Raw genomic sequence first — 24,783 nt, 5'->3', positions numbered from 1 at the left:
CTGATCGAATAACGCCGAGTCATGTTTTGCTGAATGGATCGGGGCGCCGTCGACGGTCCCCTAACAGCATGGAGTTGCCTGTGGATAACTACCCGCTCACGAAAGTTCTGGTGGTCGATGACCAGCCCCTTATCGTTGAAGAACTCTGCGAGTTTCTGGAAAGCAGCGGCTATGAGTGTGTGCGTTGCTATTCAAGCCTCGAAGCCATCGAGCGTTTCAGCGCCGACAGCACGATCGGCATCGTACTCTGCGATCTGGAAATGCCTGGCATGAACGGCATCGAGATGGTCGAAGCGATGAAGATGACTGGCGGCAAGACGCACCTGTTCGAGGCGATCATGCTGACCGGCCAGGCCGAGAAAAAAGACGTCATCAAGGCGCTTAGGGCCGGCATCGCCGATTACTACCAGAAGCCGGTCGATCTGGAAGAATTGCTCGAAGGCGTGCAGCTGCAAGTCCAGGCGCTGAACGAGCGGCAGAAGAACCGTCAGCAATTGGGCCTGCTCAACGAAAAACTCCAGTTTCTGGCCGCCTCCATCGACGACCTTTATCAGAACCTGGATAGCGTTCAGAACAAGCCTCATCCCGAGCGAAAAACGCGTGACCGCGCGGAGCGCGAAGTGCAGATGCCGGTGGCACTGGCCAAGTTGTCACCTCGCCAACTGGACGTGGCTCGCCTGGTCAGTACCGGGCTGACCAATTACCAGATCGCCTGCGAACTGGGCATCACTGAAAACACTGTAAAACTCTATGTGTCGCAGGTGCTGCGCCTGACGCACATGCATAACCGCACCCAACTGGCGCTGGCATTTTCACCGGGCAAATCGGCGGAGCGGCAAAGGCTGATCGAAAGCCAGGACTGAGCAGGAATCAGGCTTCGATTTCGTTCCGCACGACGTGATAAGGCACGTCGAGCAGCACCGAATGCACTCGATTGCGGCCCGCGTGCTTGGCGCAATACAACGCCGTATCTGCCTGAGAGGCAAGGCTCAGGCTGTCGTCATCTGCACCGAGAGCAACCACGCCAGCGCTGAAGGTGCAGAACAGATCGGCGGGCTGCGCCGGATAATGGATCTCTGCAAAACGATGGCGAATGTCATCCAGCACCCTGTGGGCACTCTGGATGTCGGTGTCCGGCATGACAATGGCAAATTCTTCACCGCCGTAGCGACCGATGAAGTCGGTTTTGCGCAGGCGCTGCTTGAGAAACAGCGCAAGGCTCTTGATGACACGGTCCCCCATCGGGTGCCCGTGGCTGTCGTTGACCCTCTTGAAGTGGTCGATATCGAGCATGGCAAAGCACAGCGGTTTGCCTTCTCGTCGCGAACGAAAGCTGCAATCTTCCAGCAGTTGCAAAATATGCGTGTGATTGTAAAGCCCGGTCAGGCTGTCGCGGACCATGCGCGCCTTGAGGTTCCGCGCCCTGGCAGCACGGTTGCGCACGGTGGTGATCAGGTGACGGGGTTTGATCGGCTTGGTCAGGAAGTCGTCGCCGCCTTCGCTCATGGCGTCGAGCTGCTTGTCCTGATCGTCTTCGGCCGACAGATAAATGATCGGCACGCTGACGTAACGGTCGTTATGGCGGATGACCTTGGCCAGCTCCGTGCCGGTACAGCCCGGCATGTACATGTCGAGAATGATCAGGTCAGGCTGAAACTCGGCCAGCTCGGACATCGCCTGAATCGGGTCGAGCAGCACCCGCGTCACGATTCCGGCAGCGTTCAGGACACGCTCGGTGTGCAGCGCCTGCGCGCGGGAGTCGTCGATGATCAGCACTTTATAGGGCTCGTATTGAGCCACGCAGGTCAGGACTTCAATTTTTTCCAGCAGACTCGACGCTTCCAGCGCGCCGGTCAGAAACTCTTCGCCACCGGCCCTGACCGCGGCCAGACGGGTGGGCGTATCGGTTTCATTGAGGCTGAAAAACAACAACGGAAGCTTCTGCTCCAGCCCTTCCTGAGCCTGGGAGGCCAGTTCAAGCCCCTTGCCGGGCCCGCTGAAATCGACATCCATGACAATCGCTGCTGGATGCCGCTGCGCCATCGCCCGCTGAAACTCGGCGACATTGTGCAGCGACAGCGCCGCCAGACCGAAGAACTCCAGTTGCTTGGCCAGGCGCTCGGCCCGCTCGTGATCCTGAAGCACGATATAGACGGGCTTGCGCAACGGTGGCAGCGAAGTCTGCTCGAAACGATCGCCATGCCGCAGCCCGGTTCGGGAAAGGCGCTGCATCAGACGATTGAGATCGGTGATGACACGGCTGTTGAGACGACCGCGATTGGCTTCCACCGCATCGAGGGCCTGGCTGATCTCCTGCGCCAGAGCGCTGTGTTCAACCTGTTCGAAGCGCTCGGCAAAGCGCGAAAGACGCTGCGTGGACTCCTTGAGCTCGGCCATGTCGCCGACCGACCATTCGGCCTTCTGCAGACGTTGCCACGTCTCCAGAATCTGGCGCGCCTGGTGAATGACCCGTTGGGCAAAGTGATGCTTCAGGCGATCTCGGCTAGGGTCTTCGGGCTCGGTCATATTCAGACTACTGTGGTTTTGCTGAGCGATACGGCTGATGGCGCTATGCTAGCACCTCCATTACAACAGAACAGTGTCGTAAGTCACTTATTTGACAACATTTTGATGGCGCATAGCCAGTATGCAAAATCAATCGATGCATAGACTGCGCCTATGATCGTTACAGTTCAAATCTCAAGATAATGTCTGTCAGCCGCACCTTGAGGTAAGGTTGCGGTCGAACGCCTCGTGAAGCATTCAACTCAAGATCGAAAGGACCCTACCATGCTGGATTGGAAGAACCGCGCAGGCAGCGCGGGTGCGCGCACCGCTGACACTTCATCGACCAAACGCCGCGGTTACCTGGGTAACCTGTTCTACAGTCGCGCGCTGGGCGCCCTGATCTTGATCTACCTGCTGGTCGCACTGGCAGTCGGCTGGTACTGGAGCAAGGAACCTGCGCTGTTCCCGGTACAGCAAAACGCCCAGGCCGCTGCCGAGCGCGAAGGCAAACAGATGGTCATTGGCTACACGACGGTTGAAACGCTCAAGACCGTCGCGGGCACGTTGCTTAACAAGCCCGGTGGCTACCTGTCCAACGACCGCATGCCACCGGGCCTGTGGCTGGACAACATCCCCAGCTGGGAATACGGCGTGCTGGTTCAGGTGCGTGACCTGAGTCGTGCGCTGCGCAAGGATTTCGCCCGCTCCCAGTCGCAATCGGCTGAAGATGGCGATCTGGCCCGCGCCGAGCCGTTGTTCAACTTCAACAATCGCAGTTGGCTCCTGCCGTCGAGCGAGTCGCAGTACGCCGAGGGGATCAACTCCCTGAGCCGCTACCAGGCACGCCTGTCCGACCCCAACCAGAAAGGCGCGCTGTTTTACGCCCGCGCCGACAACCTGAACAACTGGCTGGGCGATGTCGGCACCCGTCTGGGTTCGCTGTCGCAACGCCTGTCGGCCAGCGTTGGCCGGGTCAAACTCAACAGCACGCTGAAAACCGAAGCCGCTGTGTCGGTCAAGCCCGGTGAAGTGCCGCAGGTCGATGAGGAAATCGTCGAAACGCCATGGCTGGAAATCGACAACGTGTTCTACGAAGCACGCGGTCAGGCCTGGGCGCTGTCGCACCTGCTGCGCGCCATCGAGGTCGATTTTGCCGATGTACTGGCGAAGAAGAACGCGACGGTCAGCGTGCGCCAGATCATTCGTGAGCTGGAAGCCTCGCAAGAGCCGATGTGGAGCCCGATGATTCTCAACGGCAGCCCGTTCGGCGTGTTCGCCAACCACTCGCTGGTCATGGCCAACTACATCTCGCGTGCCAACGCCGCAGTCATTGACCTGCGCCAACTGCTGAATCAGGGCTGATGTCCATACCTGCCAACGAGGCCGCACATCGCGCCGCCTCGGATGCCGAGCAGATCGCCTGGGTCGACGAACAGGATCGACTGCTCGGTTCGCTGGTCCGTGCCGACTTGCGTGAACGCGGGCTGATCGGACGCGGCACTTATATCCTGCTGTTCAACAGTCTGGGTGAGCTGTGTGTGCATCGACGCACCTTGAGCAAAGCTATTTATCCCGGCTACTGGGATGTAGCCGCAGGCGGCATGGTCCAGGCGGATGAAAGCTATGCGGCCTCTGCCGCGCGAGAACTGGAAGAAGAGCTGGGGGTCAGTGGCGTGCCGCTGCAGGCCCACGAACAATTTTTCTTCGATCAGCCGGGCAACCGGCTCTGGTGTGCAGTGTTTTCAGCCGTGTGGGACGGGCCGTTGAAACTGCAACCTGAAGAGGTCCTGGAGGCGCGCTTCATGCCCATCGCCGAAGTGCTGCAACAGGCTGAGCACAATCCCTGGTGCCCTGACTCCCTGGCGGCGCTGAAACGCTACCTCAAACAGATAGAGAACGAGCAGTAAGCGAGTGTTCAGAAATTGGCGCATCCAGCCCCTTAGCAACCGGCCGGTTTGCCGTTACACTGCGCGACCTTTTCAAACTGGACCGGCCCTGCCGTTTCAGTAGCGCTGCCCCTGCCAGAGTGGGGCTTCGCGGTCGATGGCTCGTACGAGCCCGACCCATCTTCAGTCCTCAACAAGAGGATGTTTGCGTGGCTAAAAAAGCCGCTTCTCTCGCCGCCCTGGGTGGCCTGGTATTTTCAACCGACGCTGGGCGCCACTGCCCCGATTGTCGTCTACCCGTTGCCGAGTGCACCTGCAAACAGACGGCCATCCCCGAAGGGGACGGCATTGCCCGTGTACGTCGCGAAAGCAAGGGTCGGGGCGGCAAGACGGTTACCACCATCAGCGGCGTCCCGCTGGCCGAAGAACCGCTCAAAGAGCTGGCCAAGGCCCTCAAGCAGCGCTGCGGCACCGGCGGATCGCTCAAGGAAGGCGTGATCGAGATTCAGGGTGATCACGTAGAACTGCTGTTGGCAGAGCTGATCAAAAAAGGCTTCAAGGCTAAAAAGTCCGGCGGCTGAACCCGCGAATCAAATCGTCATTTCCACTCATTACAATGCGCCCAGCTGGCTACTGGCTGGCGCTACGACTTCTTTATAGGGGACTTCGATGTCCGTACGACGCACACGCAAAGACGATGGCAGCCAATGGACCGTTGCGGACAGCCGCAGCGTTTATGGCATTCGCCATTGGGGCGCGGGTTATTTTGCAATCAACGAAGCGGGACGCGTTGAAGTCCGTCCCAACGGGCCGGACAGCTCGCCCATCGATCTTTACGAACAGGTCGACAACCTGCGCAAGAGCGGCCTGTCGCTGCCGCTGCTGGTGCGCTTCCCCGACATCCTGCAGGACCGCGTGCGCCAGCTGACCGGCGCGTTCGACAGCAACATCGCGCGCCTGGAATACCAGAGCCAATACACCGCGCTGTACCCGATCAAGGTCAACCAGCAAGAGGCGGTGGTGGAAAACATCATCGCCACGCAGAACGTCTCCATCGGCCTGGAAGCGGGCTCCAAGCCTGAACTGATGGCCGTACTGGCACTGGCGCCCAAAGGCGGCACCATCGTCTGCAACGGTTACAAGGACCGTGAGTTCATCCGTCTGGCGCTGATGGGCCAGAAGCTGGGCCACAACGTGTTCATCGTCATCGAGAAAGAGTCCGAAGTCGAACTGGTGATCGAAGAGGCCGCCGAGCTGAAAGTCGCCCCTCAGGTCGGCCTGCGCGTGCGCCTGTCTTCCCTGGCGTCGAGCAAATGGGCGGATACCGGTGGCGAGAAATCCAAGTTCGGCCTGTCGGCTGCGCAATTGCTGTCGGTGGTCGAGCGTTTCCGCAAGGCCGGCCTGGATCAGGGCATCCGCCTGCTGCACTTCCATATGGGCTCGCAGATCGCCAACCTGGCCGACTATCAGCACGGCTTCAAGGAAGCGATCCGTTACTACGGCGAACTGCGCAAGCTTGGCCTGCCGGTGGACTACATCGATGTCGGGGGTGGTCTGGGGGTCGATTACGACGGCACGCACTCGCGCAACGCCAGCTCGATCAACTATGACATGGACGACTACGCTGGCGTGGTGGTCGGCATGCTCAAGGAATTCTGCGACGCGCAAAGCCTGCCGCACCCGCATATTTTCTCGGAAAGCGGCCGCTCGCTGACTGCCCACCACGCCATGCTGGTGGTGCAGGTGACCGACGTCGAAAAACACAACGACGAAGTCCCGGAAATCGCCGACAAGGCCAGCCTGCCGGAAACCGTGCAATGGCTGGTCGACCTGCTGGGTCCGACCGACATCGAGATGGTCACCGAAACCTACTGGCGCGCCACGCACTACATGAGCGACATCGCGGCCCAGTACGCCGATGGCAAGATCAGCCTGTCGGAAAAAGCGCTGGGCGAGCAATGCTACTTCGCCGTCTGCCGCCGCCTGTACAACTCGCTGAAAGCCCGTCAACGCTCCCATCGTCAGGTGCTGGACGAGCTCAACGACAAGCTGGCCGACAAGTACATCTGCAACTTCTCGGTGTTCCAGAGCCTGCCAGACACCTGGGCCATTGGCCAGGTACTGCCGATTCTGCCCCTGCACCGCCTGAATGAAGAGCCGGTGCGCCGTGCCGTGCTTCAGGACCTGACATGCGATTCGGACGGCAAGATCAAGCAGTACGTCGATGAGCAGAGCATCGAGACCAGCATGCCGGTGCATTCGCTGAACGAAGGCGAAGACTATCTGCTGGGGATCTTCCTGGTGGGTGCCTACCAGGAAATTCTCGGCGACATGCACAACCTGTTCGGTGATACCGACTCGGTGAACATCTACCAGAACCCGGACGGCAGCGTTTACCACGCCGGCATCGAAACCCACGACACCATCGAAGACATGCTGCGCTACGTGCACCTGTCGCCGGAAGAACTGATGACCCATTACCGGGACAAGGTCGCCAGCGCCAAGATCACCCCACGCGAGCGCACCTACTTCCTCGATGCCTTGCGCCTGGGGCTGACCCGCTCGTCGTACCTGTCGTCCTGATCCTTGCGCGGCGCCAACTCTGACTGCTTATCGTGCCAATGCTCCGCATTGGCATGCAGTTCGTGACGCGGAGTGTGAGGAACGAGAGGTGCCCGTAACCTCCGCCCCCCCCATGCTCCGCGCTCATACAACCCACGCACTCGACGTAATCCCCCACCAACATCTGCTGTAGGCAACGTCCTGTTCTACCTGCAGACCTCTACCCTGCCCGGCTTCTGCGCGAGAATCCGCGGTCGCATTCCCGGTAGAGAAGCCCTCCATGCCCGACCCCGACAGCGCGCCGTTCTTTCATCTGGAGATTGCCCGCCTGCAGCGCCGTTTCAGCGTCGTATCGTTCAGCGTAACCGAAGCGATCAGCCAGCCGTATGCCATCGAGCTGGAAATCCTCGGCGACGGCTTCGATCTGGACCTGACCAGACTGATGTACAAGCCTGCCTGGCTGAGCTGCGGTAGCGAGCAGGGTTTTCCGGGGCAGAGTTTTCAAGGACAAGGCTTTCACGGTCAGATCCACGGCGCGACCCGCAAGCACTACCACCCCGGCCCGGCCTGTTACACGCTGCTGATGGGGCCTCGACTGGCCTGCCTCGGGCTGCGTCAGCAGTCACGTATCTTTCAGCACATGACCGCCACGCGGATCATCGCCCAGGTGCTGGAAGAACATGGTTTGAAGAACGCCTTCCGCTTTGACCTGCAGACAGAATGCATCGAGCGCGAAAGCTGCGTGCAGTATCAGGAATCCGACCTGCAACTGGTCCAGCGGCTGTGTGCAGAAGAAGGCATTCACTACCAGTTCGTCCACTCGCGTCGCCGCCACCTGCTGGTATTTGGTGCCCGCCCCCGGGAAACCGGGTTCACAGCACCTGCCCCGGCACCGCGCCCCACCATTGCACCACTGCAGCGTGCCTGGATCATCGGCAGCGACGGCGAAGCGGCGAGGACCGATGCGTCAGGTCGGGTGCACGTGCGCCTCGAATGGGACTGGCAGCGCCCGGAGGGCCCCGACACTGGCTGCTGGCTGCCTATGGCTGCGGGGCTGGATGTTGAGTGTCGAGGTGGCATGGCAGTGATAGTGAGCTTTTGCGCAGACGACAAACTCCCGCCGCAGATCACCGGCTGCCTGTCAGTGCAGGCAGACGATGGCGGCCACAGACGTGATCAGGCACCTGCCGACAACGTCGAGATGCACCTCGACTGGCAGGCGATCGCCGGGCCAGACCGGCAACTGCAACTGGCGGACGGGACCCGCGTAGAACTGGCTGAAGGCAGCACACTGACCGTCGATGCCGGGGCAAGCACGGTACAGATCGATAACAGCGGTCTTACGCTGAGCAGCCCGCGCATCAGCTTCGCCGGCCCACCGAGTGATCCGCACGCCACTGAATGACGTAGCAGCAACTGTGCGGCACTGGGACGAAGCGTGACGGTCTCAGGCATATCCGACTTACCTTCCAGAGCCCCTCCGCCATGATCCGAGTGATTTTCCTGACACTGATGACCGGAGCCGTACTGGCAGCCTTGTCCGGCTGCTCGCCTTTGAAGCTGCTCAACACGCTGAACCCCAGCGGCCCTGTCGATCATGTCTACAATCTGGCTTACGGGCCAGATCCACGCAACACGCTGGATGTCTACACGCCCAAGGCAAAACCGGCCAAGGCACCGGTCGTGGTGTTTTTCTATGGCGGCAGCTGGAACAGCGGCTCGAAGGCCAATTACGCATTCGTCGGCGAAGCGCTGGCCGCACGAGGCATGGTGGTGGTCATCGCCGACTACAGGCTGTATCCACAGGTACGTTACCCAAGCTTTCTGGAAGACTCGGCCAAGGCGCTGGCCTGGGCGCACAAGCATGCGAACACCTACGGTGGCGATCCGAGCCGCCTGTACGTGATGGGCCACAGCGCGGGTGCCTACAACGCCGCAATGCTCGCGCTCGACCCGCGCTGGCTGGCGCGCGAAGGGTTGTCGCCCTCCATCCTCAGCGGCTGGATCGGGCTGGCCGGGCCTTACGACTTCCTGCCCATCGAGAACCCGGACGTGAAGCCGGTATTCTTCTTCCCCAATTCACCGCCCGACTCGCAACCCATCAACCACGTCACGTCCAGCGCACCACCGGCATTGCTGATGGCCTCGAACACCGACTCGCTGGTCAACCCCAAGCGAAACACCGGTGGCCTGGCCAGGTCGCTGCGTGAAGCCGGCGTGCCGGTGCGCGACCTGTACTTCTCGCGCACCAACCACGGCACGCTGGTCGGCGCATTCGCCAAATTGCTAAGCGGTCTGGCACCAGTGGTCGACGAGGTGGACATGTTCGTCAAGCACACGCCGCAAACGGCGTCTGAAAAGAACGCAGCAACCGGGTCGAAAGCTCAGTGAACGAACCAGCCGTCACTGCGTGTCAGCCGCCAGGCAATGGTCCCCAGACTAAGGCCGCGCAGCAGGGTAAAGGCCAGGAACGTCAGCCATAGGGCGTGGTTGCCGTGGCTGGAAGCCAGATAAGCCAACGGCGCGATGCACGCTGCGCTGAACAGCATCGCGTTACGCATTTCCCGCGCACGCGTTGCACCGATGAACAGGCCGTCCAGCAGGTAGCTCCAGACGGCCAGCAACGGCATCAGCGCCAGATACGGCAGATACGTCATCGCGGTGGCGCGCACTTCCGGGATATCGGTCTGCAGACTGACGAAGGCATGCCCAGCCACCAGAAAGAACAGCGCGAACACTACGCTGGAAATCAGTGACCAGCCCCCAGCAACTACCAGCGAGCGGCGCAACGTATCCCGGTCCCGCGCACCGATGGCATGCCCGCACAGCGCTTCGACCGCATGCGCCAGCCCATCCAGGGCATGGGCAGTCAACAGCAGGCCATTGAGCAGCAAGGCATTGGCGGCAACCGTTGCATCCCCCAGGCGAGCGCCCTGCACGGTGATCAGGAACATCACCGATTGCAGCGCCAGCGTGCGCAGAAAGATGTCACGGTTGACTGCCAGCAAGGGCCGCCAGTTGCTCCATAGCCGCAAGGCCGACCAGACGATCCGCCCAGGCCAGGCGCGCAAGGTGTTACGCGCCAGCAGCAGACCGAGCACCACGCCCGTCCACTCCGCGAGTACCGACGCACGCGCCGAGCCGACCACGCCCCAGTCCAGCCCCAGGACGAACCACAGATTGAGCACGATGTTGACGGCATTGGTCACCAGCAGAATCGCCAGTGGCGCCCGAGCGTTCTGCGCGCCCAGAAACCAGCCGACCAGCGCGTAACTGGCCAGCGCCGCGGGCAGGCCGAACAGTCGGGTATGGAAGAAATCCAGGGTCATTTGCTGCAGATCGGCAGACGGCTGCATCATCGTCAGCGCCAGATGGCTGAACGGCAAGGCAATCACACCCAGCAACAACGCCAGCCCGACAGCCAGCAGCAGCCCCTGCAACAGAATCCGCCGCAAGGCAGCGCTGTCACTGCGCCCTGCCGCCTGCGCGGCAAACCCGGTGGTGCCCATGCGCAGAAAGCCCATGGCCCAGGCGAGGAACGTATACAGCGTGGCCCCCACCGCCACGGCACCCAGCTGATGGGCGTGGGGCAAATGACCGATCACCGCACTGTCGACCAGCGCCACCAGCGGCACGGAAATATTCGACAGAATCATCGGCGTCGCCAGCGCCCAGACGCGACGATGGGTTGAGCGATGACGCCAGTCAGTGAGCAACGTAGACATGAGAACCCCCGGCAAGGCGGGCATTGTAGCCAGATCAAACGCAGGGTGTCCCAGCGTTTCGATACGTCCGGAAACGGTACTCATGCCTCGAAAGCTGCAGCGTTATCGTTGCACACGCTCCAGTGGGAATGCATTTCGTGACGCTCTGCGTCACCCGCTGCATGCCAACGCGCAATGGCACGATAGTCAGTCCGTTCGATATATGAACTTACTGGTCAATCTGACAGTAATACTTGTCATCACGACTGTTATATAGTCGCATCCTCTCTACCGTTGCCGATGAGTGCCCCCATGTTAAACAAAGGATTGTTTCTGGCTTGCGCGCTTGCGCTGCTGAGCGCCTGTGATTCTTCTTCCACGGATAAACCCGCGCCCGCTACGGCCCCCACGACCCAGGCAACGGTCACCGACACAAAGCCCAAACCCGCAGTCGACCTCGCCGCGCTGAGCAAGCGCTACGCAGGCCGCGAACTGACGGTCATCGATGTGTCGGAAATCCAGGTCGACGGCGCAAGCACCCTGTCGGTGAGCTTCTCGGTCCCGCTCAACCCCGAGCAGAAATTCGACGAAAAACTTCACTTGGTGGACAGCAAGAGCGGCAAGGTCGACGGTGCCTGGGAGCTATCTGACAACCTCATGGAATTGCGCCTGCGCCACCTGGAGCCGCAGCGCAAACTGGTCCTGACCGTCGATGCCGGGCTGCTGGCCGTCAACAAGGCCAAACTCGCCGCCGAATACATCAGCCGCCTGGAAACCCGCGATCTGCAGCCCTCTGTCGGTTTCGCCAGCCGTGGCAGCCTGTTGCCGACCCGTCTGGCCGAGGGCCTGCCGGTGATCGCGCTGAACGTCGACAAGGTGGATGTCGAGTTCTTCCGCATCAAACCCGACTCTATGCCGAACTTCCTCGCCCAGTGGGACGGCGCGTCGAGCCTGTCCAGCTACAGTTCCGAAGAGCTGCTGCCCATGGCCGACCTGGTCTACAGCGGCCGCTTCGACCTCAAGCCCGCGCGCAACACCCGTGAAACCCTGCTGCTGCCGATAGCCGGTATCAAACCCCTGCAACAGCCAGGGGTTTATCTGGCGGTGATGCGCGCCTCGGGCACCTACAGCTACTCGCAGCCGGCCACCCTGTTGACGCTCAGTGACATCGGCCTGTCGGTGCACCGTTACAGCAACCGTCTGGACGTCTTCACTCAAGCGCTTGAGGGTGGCAAGGCCCTGGGTGATATCAGCGTCGATGTGTATGACGACAACGGCAAGGTCGTCGCCCAGGGCAAGACCGACAGCGACGGCCACGCGCAACTGCCATTGCCGGCCAAGGCTGCCGTGGTACTGGCGCACAAAGATGAACAGACCAGCATGCTGCGCCTCAACAGCTCGGCGCTGGACCTGGCCGAGTTCGATATCTCCGGCCCGCAGGCTCACCCGCTGCAGTTCTTCATCTTCGGCCCGCGCGACCTGTATCGCCCCGGCGAAACCGTGCTGCTCAACGGCCTGCTGCGCGACAGCGACGGCAATACCGTCAAGCCGCAGCCCGTCACCGTCGAAGTGCGCCGTCCCGATGATCAGGTCAGCCGCAAATTCGTCTGGGAAGCCGACAGCAACGGTTTCTACCAGTATCAATTGCCGCTTGCCGACGAAGCCCCCACCGGACGCTGGCAACTGGTGTTCGACCTGGGCGACGGCAAACCGCAGCTCTACGAGTTCAAGGTCGAGGACTTCCTGCCCGAGCGTCTGGCGCTGGAGCTCAAGGGCAGCGACACGCCGGTGGCGCCTGCTGACAACCCGCAATTCGATATCACTGGCCGCTACCTGTACGGCGCCCCCGCTTCGGGCAATACGCTGACCGGTCAGGTCTATGTCCGCCCGCTGCGCGAGGCGGTGCCGAAGCTGCCGGGTTATCAGTTCGGCTCGATCACCGAAGAAGACCTCAAGCATGATCTGGAGCTTGAAACCGTCACCCTCGATGCCGAAGGTCATTCGACGCTCGCCGTGCAGAGCGAATGGGCGCAGGCCAAATCGCCGCTGCAACTGATTCTGCAAGCCAGTCTGCAAGAGTCTGGCGGGCGGCCGATCACCCGTCGTCTGGTGCAGCCGATCTGGCCTGCCGAACACCTGCCCGGCGTGCGTGCACTGTTCGGCAGCAGCACTGGCAGTGACGACTACGACGACGAAGCCAAGGGCGAAGCGCAGACCAACGGCGACGGCCCGGCCGATTTTGAAATCGTCATGGCCGACGCGGCTGGCAACAAGCTGGCCGCTGACAACGTGAAAGTCCGGCTGATCCGCGAGCGCCGCGATTACTACTGGAACTACTCGGCCGACGACGGCTGGAGTTACCACTTCAACGAGAAATTCCTCAACCTCAACGAAGAGACTGTCAGCATCACCAAGGACGCCACCGCCAAAGTCAGCTTCCCGGTCGAATGGGGTCCTTACCGTGTCGAGGTGGAAGATCCGTCCACCGGAATGGTCAGCAGCCTGCGCTTCTGGGCCGGTTATCGCTGGCAGGACAATACTGACGGCGGCGCGGTCAGACCGGATCAGGTCAAGCTGGCGCTGGACAAGCCGGCCTACAACGATGGCGACACCGCGAAAATCACTGTCACCCCGCCTGCTGCGGGCAAGGGTTATCTGCTGGTCGAGTCCAGTGAAGGGCCGCTGTGGTGGCAGGAAATCGACGTGCCTGCCGAAGGCAAATCGTATGACATACCGCTGGACAAAAAATGGGCGCGCCACGACCTGTACGTCACCGCTCTGGTGATACGTCCCGGTGAACGCAAGGCCAATGTCACACCCAAGCGCGCCGTGGGTGTTCTGCATCTGCCGCTGGACCGGGCGCAGCGCAAGCTGGCGCTGACGGTCACCGCGCCGGAGAAAATGCGCCCCAGACAACCCCTGACCCTAAAGGTCGCCGCCAAAAATGCTGACGGCAGCGTACCCAAACAGGTCCACGTGCTGGTGTCGGCGGTGGACGTCGGCATCCTCAATATCACGAGCTACGCAACGCCCGATCCGTTTGCCAGCCTGTTTGGCCGCAAGCAGTACGGAGCAGACCAACTGGACATCTACGGTCAGCTGATCGAAGCCGGCCAGGGGCGCCTGGCAAGCATGGCGTTCGGTGGCGATGCATTGGCGAAGGGCGGCAAACGTCCGGACACCAGCGTCACCATCGTGGCGCTGCAAAGCGCGCCGGTGACGCTCAATGACGCCGGTGAAGGTGAAGTCAGCGTCGATATCCCGGACTTCAACGGCGAACTGCGAATCATGGCTCAAGCCTGGACCGACGACCGCTACGGCATGGCCGAGGCGAAAACCGTGGTTGCCGCGCCAATCATCGCCGAACTGTCGACGCCGCGCTTTCTTGCCGGTGGCGACCAGACCAGCGTGGCGCTGGACGTCTCCAACCTGTCGGGCAAGGCACAGAAGCTGGACGTGAAAATCAGCGCTGAGGGCCAGTTGAGCCTTCCGGGCGGCGACCAGAGCAAGCCCCTGCAGCTCAAGGAGGGCCAGCGCGTCACCCTGAAGGTTCCGGTGCTGGCGCAAGGCGGCCTGGGTCAGGGCAAAATCAAGGTGCTGGTCGAAGGTCTGGACCTGCCGGGCGAAAACCTGCCGGCCTTTACCCGCGAATGGACCGTCGGTGTGCGCCCGGCCTACCCGGCGATGCTCAAGCATTACCGCGCCACTCTCAATGATCAGCCCTGGAGCCTGCCGGAGGGCGCGCAGGAAGCGTTCGAACCGGCCGGTCGTGAGGCGCTGCTGTCGTTGTCGAGCCGTCCGCCCTTGAACCTCGGCGAACAGATTCGCGCATTGAAAGCCTACCCTTACGGCTGCCTGGAACAGACCGCCAGCGGCCTGTACCCGTCGCTGTATGCCGATGCCGCAACCCTCAAGCGCCTGGGCCTGACCGGCGAAACGGATGCCGAACGCAAGCGCAAGGTCGAGATCGGCATCGAGCGGCTGCTGGGCATGCAACGTTACAACGGCAGTTTTGGCCTGTGGGGCTCGGACAGCGACGAGGAATACTGGCTGACGGCGTATGTCACCGATTTTCTGCTGCGCGCCCGCGATCAGGGCTTTGCCGTACCGCCGGATGCGCTGAAGAAAGCCAGTGAACGCCTGCTGCGTTATCTGCAGGATGCCGGCCAGATTCAGGTCAATTACAGCCAGAACGCCGAACATACGCGCTTCGCCGTGCAAGCTTATGCCGGGCTGGTGCTGTCGCGCAGTCAGCAGGCACCGCTCGCTGCCTTGCGCAGCCTGTTCGACCGCCGCAGCGACGCGCGCTCCGGCCTGCCGCTGGTGCAATTGGCAGTCGCGCTGGAGAAGATGGGCGACAAACCCCGCGCCGACCAGGCCCTGATGGCGGGTCTGGCCGCCAGCCGCAAGAATGAATGGCTGGCTGACTACGGCAGCTCGCTGCGTGATCAGGCGTTGATACTGGCACTGCTGGAAGAAAACGACCTCGCCAAAGACAAGCGTGATGAGCGCCTGTTTGCCTTGGCCGATGAGGTGGCCGCCAATCGTTACCTGTCCACGCAGGAAAGCAATTCACTGTTCATGGCTGGCCGTAACCTGCTGGGCAAACCGGAAAAGGACTGGACCGCCAGCATCGCCAGCGGCACTCAAACCCGCGAGCTGAGCAACCGGCAGCCGGGCCTCAAGCTGGACGGTTCGCTGCTGGCCTCGCCGCTTTCGGTACACAACCAGAGCAGCGAAGCGCTTTACCAGCAACTGACCGTCTCCGGTTATCCCACCCAGGCGCCTGTAGCGGGTGGCGAAAACCTGAGCATTCGCCGCGAGTACCTGAACCTGAGCGGCGCACCGCTGAACATCGGCGCCTTGAAAACCGGGCAACTGGTGCTGGTGCACCTGGAAATCGGTGCCAAACAGCGCGTGCCGGATGCGCTGGTGGTGGACCTGCTGCCTGCGGGCCTGGAGCTGGAAAACCAGAACCTGGCGCAGAGCGCGGCCAGCCTGGAAGACGCCAGCGAAGACGTGAAAACCATCCGCGAGTCGATGGAAAACGCCGGGCTCAAACATCAGGAATATCGTGGCGACCGCTACGTAGCAGCCCTGGACATCGAGGGCAGCAGCACCGTGCACCTGCTCTACCTGGCGCGAGCCGTCACCCCGGGCACCTACCGCGTACCGCCGCCGCAGGTCGAATCCATGTACCGCCCGAACTGGCAAGCCCTGGGCGAAGCGCCAGCGCAGATGGTGGTGAAGGGGAAATGATCGCCAATTGATTGGAATGCATGACAGTGGAAGCAAGCTTGCTCACAAAGGGGCCGACGCACCACAGCTCCAGTAGGAGCGACCGGGGCGGCGATCCGCATTGTTCGCGAAAGGGCCGGTACATCCGCTGAAGATGTATCGCCCGTACCAGAGCCTTCGCGAACAAGTTCGCTCCTACAAAAGTAAAAAGTGTCTCAGATGTGCGCCACAGAAACGATCGAGGCACCATACACAACTGCCCCGACACACCGCAGATCCAGTGGGAGCGAGCTTGCTCGCGAAGGCGTCGCCCCGTTCACCCACCATGGCGGCAGGCTAGCCTTTCAACGCATCAATGAATGATCCAGCTCAGCAACCAGAGGCCCAGCGCCAGCCAGATGATGCCAAGGATGATCGAAGCGCGCATGAAGGCGCGGACCGCCGAGTACAGCAGCATCAGGCCGATGACCAGTGCGATGATGCTGATCAGCGAGGTGTCCATGCCCAGCGTGCGGGACAAGCCATCGACAAAATTTCCCCCAGCATGGGTAAACCCGTTGAACAACCACGCCAGACCGTCGACAAAGAAGCGAATGATCGCGCCGATGGCCTGCCCGAGCCATTCAAAAAAGCCTTCTACCTGCATATGTACGTCCTGATTGGGGTCGTGAAGAAAATGGTCTGTCCGCTTTGGCTGTCGCAATGCGTGTCAGGTTCCGTGGATCATAAAGGCTCTTTGCGTTGAAACCTGAATTTCTTCTGCGCCTGCCACGAACATTCAAGTGGCTGGCGGGCGCGATCATGCTGCTGATCGCCCTCCTCTGGCTGGCCGACCGACTTTGGCCGCTGCCACTGCCCAGGGACGATCTGGCTCGCGTCGTCCTGGCCGAGGACGGCACACCGTTGTGGCGCTTTGCCGACGCCAATGGCGTGTGGCGCTACCCGGTCAGCAATGAGCAGGTCTCGCCCTACTACCTCGAAGCCCTACTGACCTACGAAGACCGCTGGTTCTACAGCCATCCCGGGGTGAATCCGCTGGCGCTGTTACGCGCCACCTGGCAAAACCTCAGCGGTGCCCGTGTAGTCTCGGGCGGCAGCACACTGTCGATGCAAGTGGCGCGGTTGCTCGATCCGCATTCACGCACACTATCCGGCAAGTTCCGCCAGCTGTGGCGCACGCTGCAACTTGAGTGGCACCTGTCCAAGGATCAGATCCTCAGTCTGTACCTCAATCGCGCCCCGTTCGGCGGCACACTGCAAGGCGTCGCAGCCGCCAGTTGGGCTTATCTGGGCAAGTCGCCGCAAAACCTGACCCGCGCCGAGGCGGCATTGCTGGCGGTGCTGCCACAGGCGCCAAGCCGCCTGCGTCCTGATCGCCACCCGCAGCGCGCGCAACAGGCCCGCGACAAGGTGCTGAGACGCCTGGCAGAGTTTCAGGTGTGGCCGCAAGCAAGCGTGAACGAAGCACTGGAAGAGCCTTTATGGCTGGCACCGCGACAGGAACCGAGCCTGGCGCCGTTGCTGGCCCGACGCCTGAATCGCCCCAACAGCCCGCCACTGATCCGCACCACGCTGGACGCGTCACTGCAACGGCGCATGGAAGACCTGCTAATGGGCTGGCGCGCACGCCTCCCGGAGCGAACGTCGGCGGCGATTCTGGTGGTCGAGGCGGAAAACATGGCCGTGCGCGCGTACGTCGGCTCGGTGGACATCAATGACGCCAAGCGCTTCGGCCATGTGGACATGGTCACCGCCCTGCGTTCGCCGGGCTCGACGCTCAAGCCGTTCCTGTACGGCATGGCCATGGACGCCGGGCTGATCCACTCCGAATCCCTGATGCAGGATGTACCGCGGCGCTATGGCGACTATCGACCAGGCAACTTTTCGAGCGGTTTCGGCGGGCCGGTGGCGGCCAGCTCGGCGCTGTCGATGTCCCTCAACCTGCCTGCCGTGCAGTTGCTGGAGGTCTACGGGCCAAAGCGCTTCGCCGCCGAACTGCGCAATGGCGGCGTGCCCCTGACCCTGCCGCCGCTGGCGGAGCCGAGTCTGGCACTGATTCTTGGCGGCGCAGGCAGTCGGTTAGAGGACTTGGTGACAGGCTACAGCGCCTTCGCGCGCGGCGGGCGCAGTGCCGATGTTCGACTGCAACCGCAGGACCGACTGCGCGAGCGGCGGATGATGTCGCCGGGCGCTGCGTGGATCATTCGACGCATTCTCAGTGGTCAGTCGCGCCCGGACATCGACCCGCGCGCCGAGCTGGTACAGCGCCCGCAACTGGCCTGGAAAACCGGCACCAGCTATGGCTTCCGCGATGCCTGGGCGATTGGCGTCGGGCCGCGTTTCCTGGTGGGTGTCTGGATCGGCCGGCCGGATGGCACACCGGTGCCAGGGCAGTTCGGGCTGGCTTCGGCAGCGCCACTGATGCTTCAGGTGCACGATGTGTTGGTCAATCGCGACAGTCAGCGCGGGATCGCCGCACCGGTGCAACCCGTGCCGCTGAACATCGGTGTGGCCGCCATCTGCTGGCCGCTGGGTCAACCGATGAGCAAAAGCAACCCCAATTGCCGGCGCCAACGCTTCGCCTGGACGCTGGACGGCACCACGCCGCCCACCCTGCAAGCGGCCGACCAACCGCTTGGGCTGGGTTTGCAGGAGCGTGTCTGGGTCAATGCCAAGGGGCTGCGCGTCGCGGCCAATTGCCCGGACGCCCAAGCGCAGGACATCGCGCTGTGGCCTGCGCCTCTGGAGCCCTGGCTACCCAGAGCAGAGCGGCGTGATGCACGCCTGCCGCCCGCTGACCCGGATTGCCCGCCACAGAACCTGAACCTCGCGCCCCCGCTGAGCATTGTCGGTGTGCGCGAAGGCGACAACCTGCGCCTGCCTGCCGCCAGTCGTCAGGCTTTACGCCTCACGCTTTCGGCACTCGGCGGCAGTGGCCACCGCTGGTGGTTCATCGATGGCAAACCTCTGGCAGACACCGACACCCGGCAAGACTTCACCCCCACCCTGAGCAAACCGGGGCGTTATCAGTTAAGCGTGCTGGACGAGAGCGGCCAGACGGCGCGGGTTGAATTCAGCGTGGTGGAGTGAACGCAGACGGGTGTGACGCAGAGCGTCAAGAAAGGCATTCCCACTGGAGCGTGAGGAACGACAGGACGTCGACTTCGTGCCCATACTCCAACGTGAGCATGCTGTAGGGCGCGAGCCTGTCGTCACTGAACCTGAAAAACCTTCGGCTCGGGAAACAGGTTGTTGAGGGTTTCCAGCAGACGGACGTGATAGATCGGCTTGCGAAACAGGTCGAGCACGTGCAAACGCAGCAGGTCGCTGACGTCATCCATGTCAGCGTGGCCGGAGGTGACGATAACGGGCAAATGCTGGCGTGAAGTGTGATCTCGCAAATGGCGAATCAGCTGGATGCCGCTTTCCTCCGGCATCCGCAGGTCAGTGATCACCAGCGCGATATCCGGGTGGAGGGTCAACTGGTGCAAGGCCATCTTGACGGAAGACGCCGTGAAACAGCAGAACCCCTCACCTTCGAGCAGTTCTGCCAATTCCTCGTTTGCGTCCTCTTCGTCATCAACCAGAAGCAGTTGTTGGCGGATGGGGTGGACAGCCATGTGGTTCTCTCAACAGGGTGAACTCATGTCGCAATCATAGACTACCCCGCAGCAGGTGTGGAGGCCCCTGTCGTAGTACCCGTCAAGGCAGTCTGAATTTTTGTGAAAATCGCCCCCACACTTGCGCTGATCGTTGGAACAAAAGCAATCAACGCCACGGCAACCATCGCCGCTACCAAAGCGTATTCAATACCTGACGCCGCCTCACGATCCCTCAAAAAACAACTGATCCGGGTATAAGCGCCTACATAAATCTTGGTCAGGAACATCTCATTTCTCCTTGCGCCTCCGAGACGCGAACATGCATGACACATGCGAAACTGTGTGCCCCTCCAGCATTGTCTGCAATCCATAAACCCACAATCGCAACAAAGTATTAACCGGAAAGTTATAGTCCCTACACTACCCAAAAAAACAAAGGACTCAAACGGCGTCTCGTCAGTAAAAAACCCTTATATACCAAAGCACAATGGCGCTTTTGAATGAATGAGCTAATGTCATTAAAAGCCGTTATGCCGTTCACCGTTGCTAGATTAAGAAGTTGATGCACCGGTTCGAGAATGTCCTGCGATGACAAAGGGAAACTTGCCATGAGCAGTCGTGTCACCATGGTGCTCGCTGTACTGTTTTTGCTGGGTGCGTTAATCGCTGGATATCTGGGAATTGTTGTCGGCAGACCAACTGAGGTGCCTGTTGAACCCCCACCATCGGCGCCACCTGTAACCACCGAACAAACCACCCCGCCTGCGGCGACTCCTCCCGTCGAGGACGCTCTGCGTCACAACGTCGTGGTGTTGGCCAGGGATATCCCTGCCTACACCGCAATCACGGCCGATGACCTGACCATCGAGCGCCTCAAGGTCGCCCCACCCGGGAGCTTTGAAGCGATCGACAAGATCGTCGGGCGCAGCAGCTGGCGCACGCTGACCGCCGGAAGCTGGCTTACGGAGAGCAACTTCGAAGCAGGCGGCACCCTGGCGCGAATGATTCGGCCACACGAGCGGGCCCTGGCATTACAGGTCGATGAAGTGACGGGCGCCTCCGGGCAACTCAGCCCCGGCGACTACGTGGATGTGCTGCTTTACCTGCCTGAGGACGTGAGCAATCCGAATCGGTCGAGTCAGGTCGTGGTGCCTGCCCTGCGCATTCTCGGCGTTGGCGGGCTGCTTGGTCCGGACCGCAATGGCAAACCGGTGCAGGACCTCAACGCTGACGAACGCCTCAAACAGGAGCAGCAGCGAATCAACGCGCGAACCGTCACGGTCGCGGTGCCGCAAGCCCTGGTGGCGCGCCTGATGCTGGCGTCGCAAACCGGTGTCCTGCGTCTGGCCGTGCGCAGCGCCGACGAGGGCAACCTGCAGGATTACTGGGCCAACGAAGCCAGCGGCCCTGACGCTGCCGAGCGACTCGATTCAGCCAACCGCCAACTGGTCAGCTTCAGACAACTGAGCCTGGGGCCGGCCAGCGCGCCAACAGCAGGCGCAACCCCGCGTACGTCTCGCGCTGTCGAGGTCATACGCGGTAACCAGATCACGCAACAAACTCCCTGATTGAGCAAGGATTGCATTTGATGAGCTGTTGTTCCGTGCCAGTTATAAAACCCCGTTTGCTGGCGTTAGCCATCGCGACATTGTGCGCGCCAGGCGCGTGGGCCGCTTCGGGCAGTTGTGCCGGCCTTGCCGCGATGCCGGCGGCCGTGGAAATCGACCAGGGCATTCAACAGGAGGTCCGCTCTGCGGTGCCCATCACCCGCATCGCCGTGGGTGATCCGAAAATCGCCGACGTGCACGTCAACGGCACCGACGGTTTTCTGTTGACCGGCGTCGCGCAGGGTACGACCAGCCTGATGGTCTGGACGGCCTGCGCAAGTGCGCCGCGCCAGAGCATGGTCTTCGTCCGTGGCCGGGCGACGACCGCCATGGTCGAGAGTGTCACCGCGCCGTCTGCCGATGCGCAGTTACCCAGCCAGGTGCAGACCGACATTCGCTTTATCGAAGTCAGCCGCACCAAGCTCAAGGAAGCCAGTACCTCGATATTCGGCAAGGGCTCGAACAACTTTCTGTTCGGCGCGCCCGGCACAGTGCCGGGTGTCAACGTCACGCCAGGCACCGTCAGCGGTACAAGGCCAAACATCCCGTTGAACAACAGCAATTTCAATATCGTCTGGGGCGGTGGCAGCAGCAAGGTGCTGGGCATGATCAACGCCATGGAAAACAGCGGCTACGCCTACACCCTGGCACGTCCCAGCCTGGTCGCTCTCAACGGGCAAAGCGCGAGCTTTCTGGCCGGCGGCGAATTCCCGGTGCCGGTGCCCAACGGTGAAGGCAACGGTATCTCCATCGAGTACAAGGAGTTCGGCGTGCGCCTGACCCTGACCCCGACTGTCGTGGGCCGCGACCGGATTCTGCTGAAGGTCGCGCCGGAAGTCAGCGAGCTGGATTTCTCGGCCGGTATCACCATCGCCGGGACCACCGTGCCAGCGCTGAACATCCGCCGTACCGACACCAGCATTGCGCTTGCCGACGGTGAGAGCTTCGTGGTCAGCGGCCTGATCAGTTCCAGCAACAGCGGTTCGGTGGACAAGTTTCCCGGCCTCGGCGACATCCCGATTCTCGGTGCCTTTTTTCGCAGCTCGCAAATCCAGCGCGACGAGCGCGAACTGCTGATGATCGTCACTCCGCATCTGGTCCAGCCACTGGCCGCCAACGCCCGGCTACCGTCGCTGCCGGGTGAGGCACTGCGCACCTATGACCCGAGCTTCCCGCGTCTGTATTTTCTGGAAAGCGGCGATTTCGACCGCCGCGACGGGTTATCCAAATGAGCCAGAGCCTGAGCCAGACCTTCCTGGCAATCACCCGTAACAACACCGACCTGGAGTGGCTGCAAAGTGCCCTGGGTTCGCTGGGCCAGGTGGTCAGTGCCGGCACGGGCAGCCTCGACGACCTGCTCGCGCTGGTGGACGTGACGTTCGCCAGCGTGGTGTTCGTCGGCCTGGACCGTGAGCATTTGATGACCCAGAGCGCCTTGATCGAAAGTGCGCTGGAAGCCAAACCGATGCTGGCCATCGTTGCGCTCGGCGATGGCATGGATAACCAGTTGGTGCTCAATGCCATGCGCGCCGGGGCCAGGGACTTCGTTGCCTATGGCTCTCGCTCCAGTGAGGTCGCCGGTCTGGTCAGACGCCTGAGCAAGCGCCTGCCCGCCGTGACGCCCAACCCGAACATGAGCGGCCTGTCGGTGCTGTACGGCGTACAAAGTGATGACGACGGGGCCTTGATCGCGACGCACCTGGCGATGGTCGTGCACAAGAGCGGGCAGCGTACGCTGCTACTGGACCTCGGCCTGCCACGCGGCGACAGCCTGTTGATGCTCGGTCTTGAGTCGACCTTCAGCTTCGGTGACGCCCTGCGCCACTTGCGCAGGCTCGATGCAACGCTGATCGACAGTGCTTTCACCACCAGCGAAAGCGGCCTGCGCATTCTGGCTTACAGCGAAGCCGACGATCATCTGGAACAGTCCAGTGCCGCCGAGCTTTATATGCTGCTCAGCGCGCTGCGCCAGCATTTTCAGCATGTGGTCGTGAACCTGGTGGGGCAGCCGGACAGCGAAGCCTTGCGCTCGCTGGTCAGCCATTGCGATCAGTTGCTGTGGTACACCGACCAGAGCGTGCTGGGCTGTCGACGCAACCTGACGGTGCTCAACAACTGGCGCGAAAAAGGCATGAAAATGCAGCACGCCGGCCTGTTGGTTGATCGTTATCAGCGCTCGGTCGCGCCCAACTCCGAAACCGTGAGCAAAACCTTCGGCCTGCCGGTGCTGGCGGTGCTGCCGCTTGCGCCGGAGTTGCGCCTGAACGCCAAGAATCAGGGCGTGACGCTGTTCGAACTGGCGTCACGCGACGCGCTGTGCTCCGGGCTGCGGCGGCTTGGCGAGCATCTGGCACGGCATACCGAGGCTCGCGAGAAAGCCGATCAGGGCTGGCTCGCTCGACTATGGGGGAACCGGTAATGGCGGAGAAACTGTTTGGCGTCTCATCGCGCACGCAAGGCAAGCCTGACGACGGGCAAGGCCTGAAACTGGTGCTGCACCGCTACATCATCGACGGCATGGAAGAAAGCGGCAAAAGCCTGCTCGAAGGCTCACGACCGGCCCTGGCGCAATTCGTCATCGACAAGGTGGCCGAATACGTCGCACGCCTGCGGCTGGCCATCTCGCGTTACGAAATGGAGCGCCTGGCTGAAGAACTGGTCGACGAACTGACCGGCTTCGGCCCGCTGGAAGTGCTGCTGCGCGACACCTCGGTGACGGAAATTCTGGTCAACGGGCCAGGCAAGGTCTTTGTCGAGCGCGACGGCGTGCTGCACCACACCGACCTGCGCTTTATCGATTCGCACCACGTCGAGCGCGTCATGCAACGCATCCTGGCACCACTCGGGCGGCGACTGGACGAGTCTTCACCGATGGTCGACGCACGCCTGCCCGATGGCAGCCGGGTCAACGCGATCATTCCGCCCATCGCGCTGGACGGCCCGTGTCTGTCGATCCGGAAGTTTCGCAAGGACATGCTCAAGAGCGCCGACCTGGTGGCCATGCAGACCATCGATCAGTCGATTTTCGAGTTCTTCCAGGAGGCCGTCGGCAAACGCTGCAACATTCTGGTCAGCGGCGGCACCGGCACGGGCAAGACCACCATGCTCAACGTGCTGAGCCAGTTGATCGACAGCAATCAGCGTCTGGTGACCATCGAGGACGTTGCCGAGCTGCAGCTCAGTCACCCGCATGTGGTGCGCCTGGAAACCCGCCCGCCCAACGCCGAAGGGCATGGCGAGGTGCGCGCCAGCGACCTGATCCGCAACTCGCTGCGGATGCGCCCGGACCGCATCATCCTCGGTGAGATTCGCGGCGTCGAAGTGCTGGACGTATTGACCGCAATGAACACCGGCCACGACGGCTCGATGAGTACCGTGCACGCCAACAATGCACAGGATGCCCTGCTGCGTCTGGAAACGCTGGTGGGCCTGACCGGGCGGCTGATCCCGGAAAAGACCCTGCGCCAGATGGTCTGCGCGGCACTGGATGTGATTATCCAGCTGACGCGCCTGCCTGACGGGCGCCGCTGTGTCAGTGAAGTGGTGGAAGTGGTCGGCATCCGCGATGACATCTACGTCACCAATACCCTGTTTCGCGTTGATCGCCGCACCGGGGTCGGCTTCATGCGCGAAGCGGCCCACGCCGCTGGCGACAAGCTGCGGCCTGGCTACTGAC

The 24,783-nt window shown here is 61.8% G+C and carries 18 protein-coding genes; 13 read left to right on the top strand and 5 right to left on the bottom strand.

The features are described from left to right. The first annotated feature begins 68 nt into the window (after positions 1-68). Positions 69-863 (top strand): response regulator transcription factor, encoded by a 795-nt coding sequence (locus LIX91_RS14485; RefSeq protein WP_003419368.1) that lies wholly within the window; start codon positions 69-71, stop codon positions 861-863. A gap of 7 nt (positions 864-870) precedes the next feature. Here LIX91_RS14485 and LIX91_RS14480 read toward each other — a convergent pair whose 3' ends face one another. Continuing rightward, positions 871-2,526, bottom strand: coding sequence for a PleD family two-component system response regulator (locus LIX91_RS14480; protein WP_003419371.1), 1,656 nt, complete (start codon positions 2,524-2,526; stop codon positions 871-873). 264 nt (positions 2,527-2,790) lie between these two features. On the opposite strand from LIX91_RS14480, the gene LIX91_RS14475 reads away from it, so the two are divergent. The 6 genes from LIX91_RS14475 (at position 2,791) to LIX91_RS14450 (ending at position 9,347) form a co-directional block, all read left to right on the top strand. Further along, on the top strand, positions 2,791-3,870 hold the full coding sequence (locus LIX91_RS14475; RefSeq protein ID WP_003419373.1) for a DUF2333 family protein: 1,080 nt from the start codon (positions 2,791-2,793) through the stop codon (positions 3,868-3,870). Further along, the gene (locus LIX91_RS14470; protein ID WP_003399749.1) at positions 3,870-4,415 is read left to right on the top strand and encodes an NUDIX hydrolase; all 546 of its coding nucleotides are present in this window, start codon (positions 3,870-3,872) and stop codon (positions 4,413-4,415) included. The genes LIX91_RS14475 and LIX91_RS14470 overlap by 1 nt, the downstream gene beginning before the upstream one ends. A 188-nt stretch (positions 4,416-4,603) precedes the next feature. Continuing rightward, on the top strand, positions 4,604-4,975 hold the full coding sequence (locus LIX91_RS14465; protein WP_004411978.1) for a translation initiation factor Sui1: 372 nt from the start codon (positions 4,604-4,606) through the stop codon (positions 4,973-4,975). 88 nt (positions 4,976-5,063) lie between these two features. Continuing rightward, positions 5,064-6,977, top strand: coding sequence for an arginine decarboxylase (gene speA, locus LIX91_RS14460; protein WP_003340965.1), 1,914 nt, complete (start codon positions 5,064-5,066; stop codon positions 6,975-6,977). A gap of 259 nt (positions 6,978-7,236) precedes the next feature. Beyond that, positions 7,237-8,361: a contractile injection system protein, VgrG/Pvc8 family gene (locus LIX91_RS14455; protein ID WP_003419380.1), complete on the top strand. Its 1,125-nt coding sequence runs from the start codon at positions 7,237-7,239 to the stop codon at positions 8,359-8,361. An 80-nt stretch (positions 8,362-8,441) separates the two neighbouring features. Beyond that, positions 8,442-9,347 (top strand): alpha/beta hydrolase, encoded by a 906-nt coding sequence (locus tag LIX91_RS14450; RefSeq protein ID WP_017278135.1) that lies wholly within the window; start codon positions 8,442-8,444, stop codon positions 9,345-9,347. On the opposite strand, the gene LIX91_RS14445 is transcribed toward LIX91_RS14450, so the two are convergent. Next, positions 9,341-10,681 (bottom strand): MATE family efflux transporter, encoded by a 1,341-nt coding sequence (locus LIX91_RS14445; RefSeq protein ID WP_100073546.1) that lies wholly within the window; start codon positions 10,679-10,681, stop codon positions 9,341-9,343. The genes LIX91_RS14450 and LIX91_RS14445 overlap by 7 nt on opposite strands. A 291-nt stretch (positions 10,682-10,972) precedes the next feature. Here LIX91_RS14445 and LIX91_RS14440 point away from each other — a divergent pair, with 291 nt between their 5' ends. Continuing rightward, positions 10,973-15,919 carry an alpha-2-macroglobulin family protein gene (locus tag LIX91_RS14440; RefSeq protein ID WP_226488670.1) on the top strand — a complete coding sequence of 1,649 codons (4,947 nt, stop codon included), beginning with the start codon at positions 10,973-10,975 and terminating at the stop codon, positions 15,917-15,919. 331 nt (positions 15,920-16,250) lie between these two features. Here LIX91_RS14440 and LIX91_RS14435 read toward each other — a convergent pair whose 3' ends face one another. Then, on the bottom strand, positions 16,251-16,544 hold the full coding sequence (locus LIX91_RS14435; RefSeq protein WP_003307908.1) for a hypothetical protein: 294 nt from the start codon (positions 16,542-16,544) through the stop codon (positions 16,251-16,253). A 95-nt stretch (positions 16,545-16,639) separates the two neighbouring features. Between LIX91_RS14435 and pbpC the strand changes: the two genes are divergently transcribed. Further along, the gene (pbpC, locus tag LIX91_RS14430) at positions 16,640-18,988 is read left to right on the top strand and encodes a peptidoglycan glycosyltransferase PbpC (protein WP_046271003.1); all 2,349 of its coding nucleotides are present in this window, start codon (positions 16,640-16,642) and stop codon (positions 18,986-18,988) included. Positions 18,989-19,110: 122 nt separating this feature from the next. Here the strand turns inward: pbpC and LIX91_RS14425 are convergent, their stop codons facing one another. Then, positions 19,111-19,518, bottom strand: coding sequence for a response regulator (locus LIX91_RS14425; RefSeq protein WP_003340978.1), 408 nt, complete (start codon positions 19,516-19,518; stop codon positions 19,111-19,113). A 41-nt stretch (positions 19,519-19,559) separates the two neighbouring features. Then, entirely contained in the window at positions 19,560-19,787 is a 228-nt protein-coding gene (locus LIX91_RS14420) for a Flp family type IVb pilin (RefSeq protein WP_058398697.1), read from the bottom strand. 321 nt (positions 19,788-20,108) lie between these two features. Between LIX91_RS14420 and cpaB the strand changes: the two genes are divergently transcribed. Genes cpaB through LIX91_RS14400 form a run of 4 tightly spaced genes read left to right on the top strand, consistent with a single transcriptional unit; the run spans position 20,109 to position 24,782 of the window. After that, positions 20,109-21,068 (top strand): Flp pilus assembly protein CpaB, encoded by a 960-nt coding sequence (gene cpaB, locus LIX91_RS14415; RefSeq protein WP_226488669.1) that lies wholly within the window; start codon positions 20,109-20,111, stop codon positions 21,066-21,068. A 20-nt stretch (positions 21,069-21,088) separates the two neighbouring features. Then, positions 21,089-22,339, top strand: coding sequence for a type II and III secretion system protein family protein (locus LIX91_RS14410; RefSeq protein ID WP_226488668.1), 1,251 nt, complete (start codon positions 21,089-21,091; stop codon positions 22,337-22,339). After that, positions 22,336-23,526 (top strand): CpaE family protein, encoded by a 1,191-nt coding sequence (locus tag LIX91_RS14405; RefSeq protein ID WP_003399727.1) that lies wholly within the window; start codon positions 22,336-22,338, stop codon positions 23,524-23,526. The genes LIX91_RS14410 and LIX91_RS14405 overlap by 4 nt, the downstream gene beginning before the upstream one ends. Continuing rightward, positions 23,526-24,782 (top strand): CpaF family protein, encoded by a 1,257-nt coding sequence (locus LIX91_RS14400; RefSeq protein WP_003313926.1) that lies wholly within the window; start codon positions 23,526-23,528, stop codon positions 24,780-24,782. The genes LIX91_RS14405 and LIX91_RS14400 overlap by 1 nt, the downstream gene beginning before the upstream one ends. The last annotated feature ends 1 nt before the right edge of the window (position 24,783 follow it).

The sequence above is a fragment of the Pseudomonas sp. B20 genome (assembly GCF_020515755.1).
Lineage (GTDB): Bacteria > Pseudomonadota > Gammaproteobacteria > Pseudomonadales > Pseudomonadaceae > Aquipseudomonas > Aquipseudomonas syringae.
The sequence above is the reverse complement of the archived record's forward strand: the minus strand, read 5'-3'. Positions and strand labels throughout refer to the sequence as shown.

Bases quoted from the DNA above. Each gene is read 5' to 3' on its own strand.
- LIX91_RS14485 (WP_003419368.1), top strand. From the start codon at position 69: ATGGAGTTGCCTGTGGATAACTACCCGCTCACGAAAGTTCTGGTGGTC.
- LIX91_RS14480 (WP_003419371.1), bottom strand. From the start codon at position 2,526: ATGACCGAGCCCGAAGACCCTAGCCGAGATCGCCTGAAGCATCACTTT.
- LIX91_RS14475 (WP_003419373.1), top strand. From the start codon at position 2,791: ATGCTGGATTGGAAGAACCGCGCAGGCAGCGCGGGTGCGCGCACCGCT.
- LIX91_RS14470 (WP_003399749.1), top strand. From the start codon at position 3,870: ATGTCCATACCTGCCAACGAGGCCGCACATCGCGCCGCCTCGGATGCC.
- speA (WP_003340965.1), top strand. From the start codon at position 5,064: ATGTCCGTACGACGCACACGCAAAGACGATGGCAGCCAATGGACCGTT.
- LIX91_RS14455 (WP_003419380.1), top strand. From the start codon at position 7,237: ATGCCCGACCCCGACAGCGCGCCGTTCTTTCATCTGGAGATTGCCCGC.
- LIX91_RS14450 (WP_017278135.1), top strand. From the start codon at position 8,442: ATGATCCGAGTGATTTTCCTGACACTGATGACCGGAGCCGTACTGGCA.
- LIX91_RS14445 (WP_100073546.1), bottom strand. From the start codon at position 10,681: ATGTCTACGTTGCTCACTGACTGGCGTCATCGCTCAACCCATCGTCGC.
- LIX91_RS14440 (WP_226488670.1), top strand. From the start codon at position 10,973: ATGTTAAACAAAGGATTGTTTCTGGCTTGCGCGCTTGCGCTGCTGAGC.
- LIX91_RS14435 (WP_003307908.1), bottom strand. From the start codon at position 16,544: ATGCAGGTAGAAGGCTTTTTTGAATGGCTCGGGCAGGCCATCGGCGCG.
- LIX91_RS14425 (WP_003340978.1), bottom strand. From the start codon at position 19,518: ATGGCTGTCCACCCCATCCGCCAACAACTGCTTCTGGTTGATGACGAA.
- LIX91_RS14420 (WP_058398697.1), bottom strand. From the start codon at position 19,787: ATGTTCCTGACCAAGATTTATGTAGGCGCTTATACCCGGATCAGTTGT.
- cpaB (WP_226488669.1), top strand. From the start codon at position 20,109: ATGAGCAGTCGTGTCACCATGGTGCTCGCTGTACTGTTTTTGCTGGGT.
- LIX91_RS14410 (WP_226488668.1), top strand. From the start codon at position 21,089: ATGAGCTGTTGTTCCGTGCCAGTTATAAAACCCCGTTTGCTGGCGTTA.
- LIX91_RS14405 (WP_003399727.1), top strand. From the start codon at position 22,336: ATGAGCCAGAGCCTGAGCCAGACCTTCCTGGCAATCACCCGTAACAAC.
- LIX91_RS14400 (WP_003313926.1), top strand. From the start codon at position 23,526: ATGGCGGAGAAACTGTTTGGCGTCTCATCGCGCACGCAAGGCAAGCCT.